The organism is Paraglaciecola sp., assembly GCF_039964565.1.
GTDB lineage: Bacteria > Pseudomonadota > Gammaproteobacteria > Enterobacterales > Alteromonadaceae > Paraglaciecola.
The window spans coordinates 278083-294100 of record NZ_JBDVXF010000045.1 but is presented as its reverse complement, the minus strand read 5'-3'; the positions used below and the strand labels follow the sequence as shown (position 1 = coordinate 294100).

Sequence of the window (16018 nt, the reverse complement as noted above, 5' to 3'; positions counted from 1 at the left end):
GCACGATACAAGTACTAAAATAGCGATGAACTAGTGACATTTTATCGACACCAAATGCGAAAACATGGGTGTTCATGTACGCAGCTTATTGAATATGAGAACCTTGATTTATATGTAATTTATAATTGAGTTAAGTACGGTGTTTAATTGAGCGTTTAATAGAGAGCTCGTTAGATGCTTTAGTCATGGATACCCAAAATTCTAGATTAAGGATGCAACAGTCCAGTGTTACCAATCCCCCAAAATATCATCATTGTAGGGCTAAACATTCACGGTCTGCTCACTGCATTACTATTGCGTAAAGCATACGACCCGGCAGTCGCAGCTATTACTGTCGTGGGTAAAGTGGATGAAAATATCCCTTCTGAAGTCATGTTAGCGGGCAAAGCGCTTAATACGCTAATGACGCATTTTGATCTGGCAGAAGCAAACTGGATGCGTCAAACCAACGCTACGTTCAAATTGAATAATCGCTATGTTGGCTTTAGTGAACAGAGTTTTAGCGTACCCAATACGTCAGAAGTCGACATTTTACATCGTCCATTGATGTTTGAACTGACCAAATTAAAACGCCAGCACTATGAGCTGGATCTAGCATTAGATGATTTCTTTTTTAGTAAAGCACTGGCTACAAAAAATTTGTCTCCTAAAGCTCAGGATTTTCCATTTGAAACTGATTTCCAGTACCAAGTTGATTCCAATGGTTTACTTTGTTTGTTACGGAAAGTAGCATCAGAGAACGATATCAATACGCAGCAGTGCGAGCTAGATACGCTTCAGCTTGACCAAGATGGAAACTTACAGCACATCGAATGCGAAAACCTGATACTCACTGGAGACTACTTTTTTGACTGTACTGCGAGTGCGCAACTACTGATTAGAAACATGCCTGAGTTTCGTCAAGAGAGCCTTCCAGACGTAAGGGTAAATGATCGAAAGTTAAGTTTTACTGTAGCGTCCGAGTGCTGCGCCAGTGAAATTACGACTACTGCTTTAGATAGCGGTTTTGTAAAACAATATTTTCTTCGAGACACCGTGCATTTTCAATATCATTACAGCAGCAGTTTTACCCAAGACGCACAAGCCGTGAACGTATTAGAGCGACATGTCTCTAATTTAGGATACCAACATGTACTTCAGCGGCATTTGAGCGAGAGTCGAACATGTTTAGCTTCTCAATCTTGGATCAAAAACTGTTTGGCGATAGGCCCAGCTTGTGGCTCAACTGAAGGAACAGAAGATCATGAGCTTGGACATACGTTCGCTATGCTTGAGCATTTTATTTCCAGCATCCAAAGTCCTGATGATGTATCAGATCTAGTTAAGAACTATAATCACAGAATAAAAAGCCGCTTTATATATGAGCATTCGTATTATAATACTTTGCTTCTATTAAACAGCAGGCGAAACTCGCCGTACTGGCAAACACCGCAGGACATTCACTCGCTTAGTCCCATAGGTAGAACCTTATTTAGTCAATGGTTAAAAGGTCAGGATCTCGACGTTGATCCCATTTTTGATATTAATGGGTTAACTGCTTGGTACGCATTATTTTCTGGATTGGGGCACTATCCTAATAATGATGTAAAGCCTCACCCCAAAGCTGAAAGTATTTACGATAATATTCAAGATATGTGCAGAAAAATAAGAGGTTGCTGCTTAAATTTTCAATCACATGAGAGCCAAGTCGCCGAAGGTCAGAATCATGCAAACGTCACTACCGTTTAAAAAAATAGTTATCATTGGCGGTGGAACCGCAGGGTGGATGAGTGCCTGCTACCTAGCCAAAATGTGGCAGCGATATGATGTAGACATAAAGATTATTGAGTCTGACGCCATAGGAACTATAGGGGTTGGAGAAGGCACAACCCCTTCTATAAAAGGCTTTTTTGAGCAATTAGGTATCACGGCGAAAGAGTGGATGCCAGCTTGCAACGCTACGTATAAAACGGGAATTCGATTCGTTAATTGGTCGTCTGACCCAAACTATGAGAGTTATTTCCATCCTTTTTATTCTCAGTTAGATGAGTATTTTCAACACGAATTTTTCCAAAATATTCAGCTGAAACACCGTGGATTTGATGTTCATGCTCATCCAGATCAATATTTATTAGCTAGTGAGTTAGCCAAGCAACGTAAAGCACCCATTGAGCCTGAACATTATCCCTTTGATATGGCTTACGCTTATCACTTTGACGCGACATTATTGGCTCAATTTCTAAAGAAAAAAGCCTTGCAATGGAATGTTACGCATCAGGTGGCGACCATAAGCCAAGTAAATCAGAAGGCCGATGGCTGCATTGCTAGCGTGGCAACAGAAGCTGGAGAAGAATTCGAAGCTGACTTTTTCGTCGATTGCAGCGGTTTCCGCTCTTTACTTTTAGGGAAGACCTTGAAGGTCCCTTATAACAGCTTTGCAGATAGTCTGCTAAATGACTCTGCAGTGACCATAGTAACTGATAGAGAAGAAACCACACCATCAATGACACTATCTACAGCACTCTCGTCTGGTTGGGCGTGGCGCATTCCACTAACCAATCGATTTGGAAATGGTTATGTGTTTAGTAGTCGTTTCCAATCTCCCGAAGAGGCCGAAGATGAATTCAGACAACATTTAGGATTACCACAGGGAACTCAGTTTAACCATCTGAAAATGCGCGTAGGGCATTTTGAAAAAGGCTGGGATAAAAATGTCTTGGCGGTTGGGCTTTCCCAAGGCTTTATTGAGCCTTTAGAAGCCACCGCTCTGCATTTCACAACGCAATCAATTGTTGATTTTGTTAGTGCAATCGACCACAGCGAAGAGCAAGACGGATATTCAAATCAAACTGCATACAACAATAAGTTGAGTGATAGATTTAGCTGCGTGCGAGATTATATTGAATTGCACTACTTGGCGAATAGCCGTAACGATACAGCATACTGGAAAGCGGCACGCAGCCATATACCTTCAAGGCGTTTGCAACGCATCCTAACAACCTGGCATCAAGGTAAGAGTGTTCCTAGGGTACTTGAAGAAGAGTCTGTGAGTTTACAACTCTTTGGTCATGAATCTTGGTTGTGTTTGTTAGCAGGTAAAGGTGTGTTTCCCAGTAGCGTACAACCATCCGAGGCACTACCAGCTCCTATGCGAATTAATATGCAAAAAATAAAACATTTTGTTGAAACCAGTGCTAAACATTACCCACCTCATGATACGGCACTTGCTGAGCTCAAAAATAGCTAACTGAATTTGCTTCTCTGTATAGCCATACAAAGAAACCAAAAGACATAATTTTACTATTTCTCGTCGCAAGGATTGTATTCACTCAGTTGTAGCTCGATTAGCATGAAACACACAATATGTTACCGGTTTTGTGTGACTCTTTAGGTGATTTTTTAGATAACTCTTCAAATAATATCTTCAGATAAACAATCTCACCGGCCACTCATTAGGGGAATAAGATAATGAAAAAATGGTCACTAATTATCATGTTATGGGGTTGCCTATGCAGCCATGTTTGTGCCAGTACTCAAGCAAGACAAACAATAGATTTTAACTTTGATTGGAAATTCCATCTCGGACAAGCTGAAGGCGCCTTCATTCCGGATAATGCCGGTGGCGTAGTATGGAAGGAAATTCGATTACCTCACGATTGGTCGGTAGATTTGCCCTACACTCAGCAAAATGGCGCATCAAGTACGGGTTTTAAACCCGGTGGAATAGGCTGGTATAAAAAGTCATTTGAGCTGACAAAAAGTGAGCTAGAAAAAGCGATGTGGTTCGAGTTTGATGGCATATACAATAATGCTGAAGTTTGGATAAATGGTCACTTTGCTGCGGAGCGCCCTAATGGCTATAGCAGTTTTGCTGTTGATCTTTCACCCTTCGCCATAGTGGGAAATAATGTGCTTACTGTAAAAGTGAACCGTAGCGCATACAATGACGCCAGATGGTACACAGGGTCGGGGATTTACCGTGATGTTCGGTTAGTAAAAACTAATAAAAATCATGTCGCCCGTTGGGGAGTGAAAGTGTTGACTCCCAAGGTGAGCGCCAGTAAAGCGAACATTTCTATTAGCACTGAATTAGTGCTCTCTGAAATCTCTAGCATCAATCGTGCACCTTTGTATTTAGATGTTCATATTGTCGATCCAAATGGTAAGGAAGTGGCAGAGTCTAGCGTAAAGCTCAAGCAAAGGCATTCAACACGAATTAATAGTGAATTTTTGCTGCGACTCCCTCAACTGTGGTCTCTTGAGGAGCCTGCTTTGTACACCGCTAAGGTGTCATTAAGGGGCATGGGTGAGGTTTACGATACAACGCAAACGCGATTTGGTATTAGAAGTATTGAGTTTGATGCAAATCGAGGTTTTCTACTCAATGGAAAAAGTACTGAATTTAAAGGTGTAAACTTGCATCATGATGCAGGTGCAGTAGGTGCCGCAGTTCCAAAAGAGATCTGGCGTTATCGCTTAGAAAAACTTCAATCTGTCGGTGTGAATGCTCTGCGACTAGCTCATAACCCACATGCTACAAGTTTACTCGATTTGGCTGACGAAATGGGGTTCTTAGTCATTGCTGAAATGTTCGATGATTGGTTGCGGCCAAAAGATAAGAGTGTTGTATTCCTTAGTGATAATGCCGGGCAGGGAAATGCGGTAAAATCCTACACTGAGCATTTTCCTCAGTGGGCCGAACGAGACCTAACCGATTTGATTCGCCGAGATTTCAATCACCCTTCTATCATAATGTGGAGTATTGGTAATGAGATAGAGTGGACTTATCCCTATTATAACGCCTCCCAGCAATGGGATGATACGGAGAAAAACTACCACGGTAAGCGTCCTCCTGTGTACGATCCCGCTAGAGTGCGAAAAGAGTTTAACAAGAACAATGGAGAGAATGTCGATCACCTGGTTCGAACAGCGCAATACTTGTCAAACGTAGTTAAAAAACTTGATTTATCACGACCAGTTACCGCCGGAATGGTCACTCCCTCCGTTAATTTTGTGAGCGGTTATACTGACGTGCTCGACGTAGCGGGCTTTAACTACCGCTCTCAGGAATACGATGCGGCACACGCAATGTACCCAGACAAACCAATTTACGGCTCCGAAAACTGGGGCACGTGGCCAGAATGGAAAGCTGCCAAAGATCGTGAATTTGTACCGGGTATTTTTATTTGGACTGGGTTTGCGTACAAAGGTGAAGCGGGTCCTTGGCCACGCAAAGGATTAGAGATTTCACTGTTTGACTATGCAGGTAATAAAACCCCTCGCGGACATCAGTTTGAAGGATTTTGGGTTGACGAGCCGAAGGTTTATCTAGCGACGATAGATGCCGCTGAATCTGAGTATCAGTTTGATGAACAACATGGCTGGGTGTTCAACGAACGTGCTCACCCCATTGAAAAAATGCAGTGGTTAAGAGCTTGGGAATGGTATGACGTTAAGAACAGCTGGAATTATCAACTTCAGCAAGAGGTTATCGTGCATGTCTATTCAAACACAGAGCAGAGTGAACTTTTCCTAAATGGCATGTCACTTGGCAAGCAATCTATTAGTGACGACAACAACCGTATTTTGTTTTGGCAGATTCCTTTCGAAGCCGGTGAGTTAAAAGTTGTAGGTTACAACAATGGGCAGCCAGTTGCTGAATATGCATTACAAACCCATCAATCCATTGCGTCAATTGAGCTGACGTCTTCTAAAACCCAAATGCAAGCAGATCAGTATGATGTCGCCCATGTGCATGTCAGTTTGGTGGATAAAAATGGAAATACCGTGCTCAATCATGATGATAGTGTGAGATTTAGAGTGACTGGTCCAGGCCATTTATTAGCTGTAGATAATGGCTCACAGCTCAGCGTCCAAGACGAACGTTCAGATCAGATATTCCCTCATCAAGGGCGTGCGTTAGCCATTATTCAAAGTACAGCTGAACCGGGCGAAATAACCCTTAGAGTTCATACGTCAGGTGCGAAGCCTACTTCTATTTCTCTAACAAGTCGTAAATAAGGGAGGGGACTATGAGTTCATTGAATCATGCCATTTTCACAGGCGTAGCAGTGGTATCGGGTGCAGCCAGTTATGCCTAGGAGTTAACAGTGCCGCCGCCTGGCTATGCAGCCATAGACCAAAAAAGTGATTTAGCGCAAAGGAAAAATCATAGATTTCCTTTGTCGCATTAGACTAATGAAGGAATATGGGCATTAAGTTTACGCTTTACCGATGAATTCGATGGACCACTATTAACAGCCAGTAACGCCTTCAGGCAGAGGCGCTAAACCTAAGTTTGAAAGCTCTATTTCCATCTTTCCTTGGGTACCAATCGATATGCTGGTGAGGTTGCTAAAATCAAATAGCTCAGAACCATTGAAGCAGCTAAGGGGGATAGGTAAATTAAGCCATTGATTTTTATTTAATTTTCCCAGGGCATTATTAATAGGTAGCTCACTTATACAGGTGTTTGAGTTATTACATTGAAGTGTGATTTTGGTCAATTCATTTGGTGCCCGTAGTACCTTTAAATTCAGTACCAGTGCAGCCACGTCTTTCACCAATGAAATATCCGCGTTACTTTTACCTATGCTGAAAGTGCTATCGTAGAGGGCGTTGCCTCCCCACTCATTCTTGACCTTTCTGCCCTTCCATTTAAGGTGAAGGGAATCCCCCTGCTTATTTTGCGTCGCAGGGCTTACCTTTAGATTTCCCCTCACAGTGGCAGCATGCTGGTCCTGTAGAGGAATATAGTAATTTAATCCATTACCTATAGAAGCAGTCCAACTGCCAACTGACCTGCCTTGAGTAAGATAACTGGACACTGGATCCGTACCGAAACCCAATGCCTGTGCAGTAAATAGGCCTGTAATGAAGAGCGCTAAAGTGTAACCCATGTTCGATTTTAGTATGTATTGCATAAATGTCACCGTATTTTTCTATTTGGGAATTATTCGAGGTAGGACTGATGCAGAGCTAAACGTGCCACCTCTGATTGTATGGCGAGTTTTACATTATTGAAAAACGGCTCTACTTGCTTTGCATCGAACTGTTTGTCTTCAAAAGCGGAATAGTCTCGCAAATATCCTTGTCCAATCAGCACCTGAAACCAACTCTGAAAAGGAAATAAACTATCGTTTGGTAACGTGATATACCCAGTTCGAGCAAACTCGGCCAAGTAAGTTTTCAACGTCTGAGTAATGGGCATATTTTTACAGTGCTGCCAAAACGGAGTGTCAGTGCGGTTTGTTACATGATAGTGCGCCAACAAAAAGTCTTTTATGCTCGTGGCTTCTTGGTAGAAACGATGATTAAATCGTTGTGCCTCTAGTGGCATCTCTTGACCTAGAAGTAATGCGTCCTTTAGCTCAAGGGCGTATTTATGTATAAGATGGATACTGGTAGATTCAAGAGGTTCCATAAAACCACTTGCAAGACCAATGGCTATGCTATTTCGAAACCATGGCATTTTTAGGCATCCTGTTTTAAAACGCAGGATTTTGGGTTGTGTGAGGAATATATGTCCTGTTAGCGTTTTTTTTAGCTCGGCTAAGGCTTCTTCATCGGATATGAACTGACTGGCGTATACGTACCCGTTACCAGTACGATTACGCAAGGGAATTTGCCAGCGCCACCCTGATCCCATTGCTATGGACTTAGTAAAAGCAGGGGCGGGGGTATCCCGCTTAGTTTGTACAGCGATGGCAGAGTCACAGGGTAATTCATTGCTCCAGTCGTCAAATTGACATCTATAGTGCATTTTATTCAGGCGACTTTGAAAGCCTGAACAATCAATAAAATAATCGCCGAAAATTTTACGGCCATCGCCTAAACTCAAGCTTGAAATGTTCCCATCTCGCTTGTTATTCACACGGCAAACCATCCCTTCGATATGATCAATTGAGTGGTCAATCGCGTAATCTTTCAACAGGTCAACGAGTTGAGTCGCATCAAATTGGTAGGCATAAAATAGCAAAGAAAGAGGATAAAAATGTTGTGGGTCGGCATCTTTAGGGGGGAACACCGGTGGATGAAACTTTCCGGCTTGGGCTGCTACCGCGCTTGGTATGTAACTGGCGACTTCGTTAAGCTTTAACGTGTTTGCCGATTTAAGCCATGCCTGAGTGAAAGGAAGTTCGCAGTGGTGCGGGTCTTGTGGCGTCTTAAGTGGCGTACCAATTTTTCCAAATGCGTGCATGTATCGACTGCCAATTTCAGACCAATCTTCAAACTGAATACCGTATTTGAAAGTACCGTTAAGTCGTTTTAAAAAGCAGCTCTCCTCTATCTCTAAATACTTCAATAATGAGGTGAACGGTGGGATTGTTGCTTCTCCGACGCCAACACTTGGCATATCAGGGTTTTCTACTAAGCAGATATGAAATCTGTCTTTAGGTAAGCCTTTGGCGAGAATGGCTGCTGACAACCAACCTGCTGTGCCGCCGCCTAATATTGTGAGCGTTGTTTTTTTCATATAAGCAACCGACTTTTTGGGGTTTGAAAACATGAAATCTTTTACTGACAAAGCCCCGATTAACGGGGCTTTTTAGTGTGATTAACGCTTATTCAACATTCTTGTAAGATAGGTTATCTATGTAAGCTTCTACGCTGGGTTCAACATGGAAGTTGAAGTAAAAGCTACCGTCGTTACGGCTTTCGCCTGGGCTATTAAACCTGTGAGTGAAACGTACAACCTCGCCATTGGCAACCTGTTCTGGCGTTACACTCAAGATAGTTGTTTGCCAATTGATTACACCTGGAGATTGGAAATAAACTTGAATAGCACTACCTTGAATGACTTTCACATCAAAGCTTACTTCGTGAGCTGTAGTTGTATCTATGGCAGAATGAGCAAATGCCTTAGGTGAAAACTGTGCTTTCACACCGTTGCCTCCCATCGAGTTTACATACAAACTCTGGCCGTCGATAGAGTTGGCGTCGTCACGCAACTCAATCTCCCCAAGATTGAGTTGGTCTGCTTCCGTTCTTGCGAACAAAAAGTCTGGGCCAAGGGCATCTTCTGATGAAAACTCACGTTTGTTTGCTGCCATTAAATTATCACCAGGGATAATTGTAACTTCGGTGTCATAGGATAGGCTGGTGCCTTCTATCATAGCCGTTACTATCACTTTATTATCGTCTTGCATATCCACTGCATTGTTATACGAAAGTGCAGTAACAAGACCGTCTTCGTCAACTGTGAGTTTATTCGTATCAGAAGACGTCCAGATTACCTTGTTACTGAAATCTACTTCATCGGTAACCGGCAGCAATAGGTAATCTAAATCTAAAGGAGTATCTAGCTTGACGTCTACCTTAGTTAAAGTAACGGGTGAATCGGCGCTATCATCATCAATGATGTCTACACCAGTAGGGTTAGTTAGTGGAACCACCTCACCAGAAACTTCAGTGGTCAGTGTGCCGTCGAAGTTGGAAACTAGGATGGTAAAACTACCCAGTTCAATACCAGTGATGAGCCCTTGAGTACTCACTGTGGCAATTTGTGGGTCCATGCTGGTAAATACTGGATTGATATAGGTGGTGTTTGTTGGCAACAAGTTAGCAATGATTTGCGCACTGTAACCTTGCGCTACTTCCACGTTGGCCGCACTTAGTAAGTTGATTGATTCTGCTTCTACTTCAGCACCATTGACCGTAATAGTAAGCTCAACTTCCGGTAGGGTATCAGCACCGTTATCCACTGAATAGGTGAATCGGTATACGCCTTGTGAAAACAGTTCTTCGGGCACATCTAATAGCGGTTCGTCGTTATTCGGATCATCATCGGCGTTATTACTCGCCTCAATTTGACTATTTTGAGCATTCACTAGTGCAATTAATGCATCACGTTGCTCAACGGTATAAGGGTGTACCAAGGTATCTTCGAACTTTGAGCCATCAAAAGTAAGTTCGTTCTCAATGGCGGTAACAGTTCGGCTAGGTAGTGGCGGCCCTACGAATAGATTTTGCACTTCGCCGTTTGCATCTAAAATTTCGGTACCAAACTCGTCTATGACTTTTTCAAGGTATGTGAGTTTTCTGATGAAAATGGGGGTGTCTGAGGGATTAGTCACATCCGCAGTGAGGTCAACGGTAACGGTTTCATTCTCGCTAAACGTCCATGACGGGCTAGTGTCGGCGACTTGTGGTGGTTCAACGTTATCGCCAAATAATTTTTGTGTTCCATCGCCTTCACCACACGCGGTTAATGCCATAGAAACGACCAAGCCTAAACTACATTTTTTAAGTAAGTTAATGTACATCTTACCAATTCTCCAATTTTTTGTGCGCTCGTTAAGATCTGAATCATTACGAGCGCTACGATACGATTTATGAAAGTTAGAAGTTCACTCTAGCGCTAATACGGAACTGTCGGCCTGTTTTGTACTCTGCTATGGTTCGCCCTTCATAAACATCATCCGTCAATGCATTTCCTTCACTCAATATGGTTACGTTGCCCTCAGCGTCTCTCAATGTAATATCTCTTGAAGTAAAGTAAGTGCGCGTAATGTCATCGGTTAAGTTAAGTGCATGGAAGGTAAACGTAGTGTTTTCGTCCCATTTGTAGGTTGCACTGAAATCGAGACGAGTCGTTGAGTCCTGCCATGAGTTACCATTGGTTACCTCTCCCACAAATTGGTCAGAATTAAACCTGTGGGTTAAACGCAATTGATGTCCGTCTTTTTCCCAGAAAAAAGTAGTGTTTGCGCTATGTCGAGGGGTATAGGCCTGAGGAACTGGCTGTACGGCCCGTTGCAAGGTTTCATCAAAATCGGTGTCGTTTTCTGAATCAGCAAAGGTGTAATTAAAGTTTACTCCGAGGCCAGACCAAAAACCTGGCAAGAAATCATAAGATTGGTTATAGGCAAACTCTAGTCCCTGAGTCAGTGACCCTTTACCGTTACGTAAAACGCTGGCTTGGAAATTGCGGCATTTCACTGGCAATACATCTGCTATTTGCACTTGAACAACTCTGAAGGGTAAACACTCGCTGTTTAACGGCGTGACTTCATTGACCAAAGTTATGCGACCATCGTTTGGATTGGTCACTTCGGTTTCTGCACCCGGATTAATAATGACTTCATTAAGAGAGATAGACTCTAAGCCGTAATCAGTACGTATATCTTTTAAGAAAACTTCAGCGCTGACACGCTCCTCAAAATTTTTCATGTCTTTTCTGAATAGCGCTACAGAAACCATACCAGATTTATTGAAATACCATTCCAATGAGATATCGAGGTTATTCGAGGTAAGTGGTTGTAATTGCGGATTATTGGTACGAATACTACTACTATCCACACCCCATGGATTCTCACTGGCACTGAATCCTGGTGTGAGTGAATCGAATCTTGGTCGCGCCATTGTTTTAGAGGCTGCAAAGCGAGCGATGATTTCATCGTTAATCGCATAGTTTAAGTTTGCGCTAGGTAACCAGATCTCAGATTCATTTTCGCCTGTACCTGCGAAGGCGCGGTTATTGACTTCTCTTAACGAAGAAATTAATCCTGCATCAAGTAATGCTTGTGCGCTAGCTCCTTGGGTAGACGTATCTCTATGATCGAGCAATTGGTACCAATTTCGGGAGTTATTGGTCACAGGATCGTTTTGAGGGAACTGCCCTACCGGACTAATTACATTACCGTTTGCATCGTATTCAACAGCAAAACCACGATCGACAGAATCACCCGCATCGTTTAATACAATTCCAGAGAAACCATCATCGTAGCAAGGGTAAATGTTGGGATCTGCGTCAATAACAGAGCCATCTACGAAGACCGCTTCAGGGCATGGTGCCAACGAGGTGTTGGCTAGTTGCTTATCGTAAATTAAGGCGATGGGATCAAACGCAACGTTTTGTGAATTGAAACTAAAAGTAGAATTACCAATAGAGGTGTTTTCTGTTTTAACGTAGCGTATTCCGATATTACCGGTAAGTTTGGAATCGAAATATTCAAAATTGAGTTTGGCGTAGGCAGACACGTTGTCTTGGGTTATTTTTCTATCACCGTTGTTATTACTAACTAACACAGAATTTGGAATTTGGAAGCGTTCGGCAAACGCTTTCTCGGGGTCCAGAATTGCCCAACCTTTAAGGTAGTCAGTGTTGTACTGATCGGCATTTGAACCAAGCAAACCTTCAAAGAAGTTACTCACAGGTAAACCTGTGCCTGATGTGAAATCAGCTACAGTGATGTCGGCTTGGGCTAAGCCAGAAATAACTTCGCCTGTTTCCGGATTTAGAACAATATCGTCCGTAGAAGTGAAGTCTTGGTAGTCGGTGAACACTTCTTTATCACGGCTTGAGTACTTAGCGCCAAACTCCACCATATTGACACCAGCAACATCAACAACCCAATCAAAATCTAAGAAAACGGACTTGTTGGTATCAATTTGTTCTTCATTATATCTTGATAAACCGCCTAAATGATTTGCGTTCACGTCATAAGGGCTAAAACCTGTAGGTGATATATTCGATTGTGCACCGCCAGCATTAATAGGAACATAGGATACTGGTTGATCACCCGTTACTAGTACGCATTGACCCGTACTACAGTCAAAACCCACTGGTTGTAATACAGCGTTGCCATCAGGATCGACGATAGGAACTTCTGCGAGATCGGGAATGGGTACTCTATTCCAGTTTTGCGTTCTTAACGATGCATTGGGGAGTGATTCAAAATCAGTTCTCGAATATCCGGCAGTAAATTCAGCGGCTAAGTCTTCTGTTATTTCGTGGTTAATTTTTAAGGTTGCGACCTTGTTTTCGGTTTCGTTGCCTGAAAGTTGGCGGGAGAATCCCCCGGAAGCAAAACGGTTGATTGATTTGACTAAAGTGTTACTTTGCTCGTCCAGTATCCACCAATCTTCTTGAGGATCCGTAAATACTGAACCCAAATGAGCTTGGGTTTCAGGAATGGTACCGTTGAATTCGGAATTGTAAAAGTTGGTAACAGATGACCCAAGGACTGATAAATCAGGGGTGGTAACTGATATGCTGTGAGAGTCTTGTTCGAAAGTCTGCTTTGAATAGCTCAAGTCTAACTGTATATCGGTTACGTCCGTAGGAAGAAACTGAATGCCCATTGTTAGTGTGTCACGATCTCGCGTATTAACAAAGGTATTAAAAGAACGCCCGTTAGCGATGAGCGCATCACGTTCTTCTCCAATAATTTCACCGTCTAAGTTTCTTGCTCCGCCTTCGCGAATTCGCGCTACTTTATAGGGTGAAAGCCAGTTTCCCCCCAATGAATCTCGACGGGTGTCTTGGGTTTCTTTTGACGCAGTGACAATAATACCTAAGTTATCATCCAAGAATTTTTCTGATACGGTACCGCTGATTTTAAAGTTGTTCTTTTCAGCGTATTCGTTATGCCTACCTTGTATCTCTAGTGAACGGCGATCTTTTTCAACACTTAAAGGTTTAAACGTTTTTAGGATAACGTTGGCACCTAGCGATCCCTCGTCGTGATCAGCTGCTGCTGTTTTGATTACGTTGATAGAGGAAAGGATGTCAGATGAAAACGTACTTAAATCAACACTTTCATCAGACACACTCTGATTTGAACCTGAGCCATTTAATCCAGATGTTAACGCCACGCCATTAAGCGATATTTGGTTTAGGGCAGCGCCTGCTCCCCTAACGGAGATTCGAGTACCTTCGCCGTCAGCTTCTTGGACAGTTACTCCCGTTACGCGAGACAAGGCATCGGCAATATTTTGGTCGGTTGATTTACCTATATCTTCTGCAAATATCGAATCTTGCACGCCATCAGAAAATTTCTTGGCATTGATAGAGCGAATCACGCTACCTCTATAGCCTGAAACTGTAATGACCTCTAAATCTTCTTCAGCTTTTTTCTTTTTCTCTTCTTCACTGCTGGGTGTGTTGTCCGCACTGGTATCTTGAGCAAATACAGTTGCAGAGTTGGTAGCAAATAAAAGAGGCATCATCGCAAGGACGAGTGGCTTTAATTTGAAACTTGCAGACATTTATTCGTTCTCCTATTCAATACCGACTCTGGAGCCACTAGATTGCACTTGGCAATCGGACTCTGCTGAGGTCTAGTATTACTAAATGTTTGTGTGTGTTTTGGTATTATATATAAAATAGTGTTTTTATATGTTGAAGAGTATATTTAGTTGTTTCTTTTATGTAAAGAAAATTCACATATAAATCATGAGTTTTATCAATGTAGTAAATTGTCATTATAATTATATGTGTTAATGAGGCACGTTACTCACCGAGAGATGTTAGCTAAGCGATTGAAATTATAGTGAAAAGTTGTTTTGTTCTATGTTGTGAACAATGATTTTTAATTTGCTTTGTTGTAGAGGGAAATTAATCACGTTCAATAAGAAAAGTACTTTTAGTAACATTTTTTTTACAATTATTGGGCGGTACTACATCCCCTATTTGTAGTTTACTATTGCGCGTCTAGTGCTGATAGACTGAATAAAACTTAATTTTTCGTGCATGAGTTAACTATTAATTTTTGGTTAACTAGTTATATTAGTTGCGTTTCTTATGAGTTGCGGCACTTAGCTTAAGCTATTCTTAATCAAAAACAGTGTCCATCCCATGCAGGTGGAGAAAACTTATTAATTGTTGCCTTTAAAATGCGGTTGTAAGTGTATATATGAAAATGTATATTCAAATATACATTAATTGCACGGAACAAAAGTCATGATCGCATGTCGTTTGAAATTAACGCTCTTAGGTTTATGTTGTTTTTCTAGCTCGATATTAGCCGATAACCCTATAGTTACTCACATGTTTACAGCAGATCCCACTGCGAGGGTGTTTGAAAATAAAGTCTATATATACCCTTCCACAGACGTCGTTTGTGAAGAGGGGTTTGGCAACAACGGTTTCTGTATGCCTAGTTATAATGTATTTTCATCGAGCAACCTTCATGATTGGCAAGATCACGGTACAGTTGTTGATCAAAGTGACGTACCTTGGGGCAAGAAAGATGGTTTTGGCATGTGGGCACCAGATGCGATTGAAAGAAACGGGACTTACTATTTCTATTTTCCAGATATCCCATTGGACGAAAGTGGGTTTAGACGTATTGGTGTAGCAACGGCTAAATCTCCTGAAGGTCCTTTTACTGTGCAGGATAATTATATAGCGGGTGTTAGTGGTATAGATCCCAATGTATTTATTGATGATGATGGACAAGCTTATCTATACTTTGGTGGTGGTGAGAAACTATATGTCGCCAAGCTCAAATCGAATATGGTGGAGTTAGCCAGTGCGCCACAAGAAATTGAGGGCCTACCAGCCAAATATAAAGAAGGTCCTTTCTTATTTAAACGCAACGGCGTTTATTACTTTACTTTTCCGCATTCTCCAAGCGGCTCAGAAGAGTTAGCCTATGCCACTGGAGACAATCCTTTAGGGCCGTTCAAATATCAAGGTATGTTTATGCAACGCTGGCGTGACGGTATTTGGACCAATCATCATTCTATTGTCGAATACGAGAATCAGTGGTTCCTCTTCTACCATCATCACCAAATTAGTCAGGATCAGCATTTACGTTCAATGCGCGCAGACGCTTTATTTTTCGATAACGCAGGGCGTATTCAAGCTGTGATACCCACAGAGCGGGGTATAGGCACACCACTTGCCACAGCAAAGCTGCAAATTGACAGATATAGCATGTTATCTGACAAAGGAGTCAAGGCATCTAAAACTAGTGGCGGTTTGTTACCTGCAAATTGGCAAGTAGATTGGGTAGAAAATGGATCGTGGTTAAATTATGACCGAGTTAACTTCGAGCAAGGTAAATCCAAAAAAATCATGGTTCAAGCAGCATCTCAAACTGCAGGAGGGACTGTTCAGGTTCGCTTAGGCGGCCCACAAGGTGAAATCATTGGGGAGGTGGCAATTAGTGGTACAGGCGGCTGGAAAAAGTGGCAAACATTTGAAGCTCCACTAAAGGCAAAGCTAACAGGAATTCACAACCTTTCATTTGTTTTTTTGGGTGCCGAAGAAGGCTATTTGTTCAACATAGATTGGGTCAGCTTTAAATAG

8 protein-coding genes are annotated in these 16018 nt (G+C 42.2%); 4 read left to right on the top strand and 4 right to left on the bottom strand.

Annotated elements, in window-relative coordinates:
- Positions 1 to 225: 225 nt before the first annotated feature.
- The 3 genes from ABJK37_RS22990 to ABJK37_RS22980 all read left to right on the top strand — a co-directional run bounded on the left by ABJK37_RS22990 (position 226) and on the right by ABJK37_RS22980 (position 6000).
- Positions 226 to 1728, top strand: a complete 1503-nt coding sequence (locus ABJK37_RS22990; protein ID WP_348358685.1) for a tryptophan 7-halogenase — start codon at positions 226 to 228, stop codon at positions 1726 to 1728.
- Positions 1706 to 3226 (top strand): tryptophan halogenase family protein, encoded by a 1521-nt coding sequence (locus ABJK37_RS22985; protein WP_348358683.1) that lies wholly within the window; start codon positions 1706 to 1708, stop codon positions 3224 to 3226. Before ABJK37_RS22990 ends, ABJK37_RS22985 begins: the two co-directional genes overlap by 23 nt.
- A gap of 221 nt (positions 3227 to 3447) precedes the next feature.
- Positions 3448 to 6000, top strand: a complete 2553-nt coding sequence (locus tag ABJK37_RS22980; protein ID WP_348358681.1) for a sugar-binding domain-containing protein — start codon at positions 3448 to 3450, stop codon at positions 5998 to 6000.
- 233 nt (positions 6001 to 6233) lie between these two features.
- Here ABJK37_RS22980 and ABJK37_RS22975 read toward each other — a convergent pair whose 3' ends face one another.
- From ABJK37_RS22975 to ABJK37_RS22960, 4 genes are all read right to left on the bottom strand, one after another.
- On the bottom strand, positions 6234 to 6902 hold the full coding sequence (locus ABJK37_RS22975) for a putative glycoside hydrolase (protein WP_348358679.1): 669 nt from the start codon (positions 6900 to 6902) through the stop codon (positions 6234 to 6236).
- A 29-nt stretch (positions 6903 to 6931) separates the two neighbouring features.
- Positions 6932 to 8455 (bottom strand): tryptophan halogenase family protein, encoded by a 1524-nt coding sequence (locus tag ABJK37_RS22970; RefSeq protein WP_348358677.1) that lies wholly within the window; start codon positions 8453 to 8455, stop codon positions 6932 to 6934.
- 88 nt (positions 8456 to 8543) lie between these two features.
- Positions 8544 to 10244, bottom strand: a complete 1701-nt coding sequence (locus ABJK37_RS22965) for an Ig-like domain-containing protein (protein ID WP_348358675.1) — start codon at positions 10242 to 10244, stop codon at positions 8544 to 8546.
- 76 nt (positions 10245 to 10320) lie between these two features.
- Positions 10321 to 13971 (bottom strand): TonB-dependent receptor, encoded by a 3651-nt coding sequence (locus ABJK37_RS22960; RefSeq protein ID WP_348358673.1) that lies wholly within the window; start codon positions 13969 to 13971, stop codon positions 10321 to 10323.
- A 694-nt stretch (positions 13972 to 14665) separates the two neighbouring features.
- Here ABJK37_RS22960 and ABJK37_RS22955 point away from each other — a divergent pair.
- A complete protein-coding gene (locus tag ABJK37_RS22955; protein ID WP_348358671.1) occupies positions 14666 to 16018 on the top strand; it encodes a family 43 glycosylhydrolase in 1353 nt (450 codons plus the stop codon).

What these genes read in the sequence shown, in the direction of transcription:
- ABJK37_RS22985 (WP_348358683.1), top strand. Translation starts at nt 1,706, where the DNA reads ATGCAAACGTCACTACCGTTTAAAAAAATAGTTATCATTGGCGGTGGA.
- ABJK37_RS22980 (WP_348358681.1), top strand. Translation starts at nt 3,448, where the DNA reads ATGAAAAAATGGTCACTAATTATCATGTTATGGGGTTGCCTATGCAGC.
- ABJK37_RS22975 (WP_348358679.1), bottom strand. Translation starts at nt 6,902, where the DNA reads ATGCAATACATACTAAAATCGAACATGGGTTACACTTTAGCGCTCTTC.
- ABJK37_RS22970 (WP_348358677.1), bottom strand. Translation starts at nt 8,455, where the DNA reads ATGAAAAAAACAACGCTCACAATATTAGGCGGCGGCACAGCAGGTTGG.
- ABJK37_RS22965 (WP_348358675.1), bottom strand. Translation starts at nt 10,244, where the DNA reads ATGTACATTAACTTACTTAAAAAATGTAGTTTAGGCTTGGTCGTTTCT.
- ABJK37_RS22960 (WP_348358673.1), bottom strand. Translation starts at nt 13,971, where the DNA reads ATGTCTGCAAGTTTCAAATTAAAGCCACTCGTCCTTGCGATGATGCCT.
- ABJK37_RS22955 (WP_348358671.1), top strand. Translation starts at nt 14,666, where the DNA reads ATGATCGCATGTCGTTTGAAATTAACGCTCTTAGGTTTATGTTGTTTT.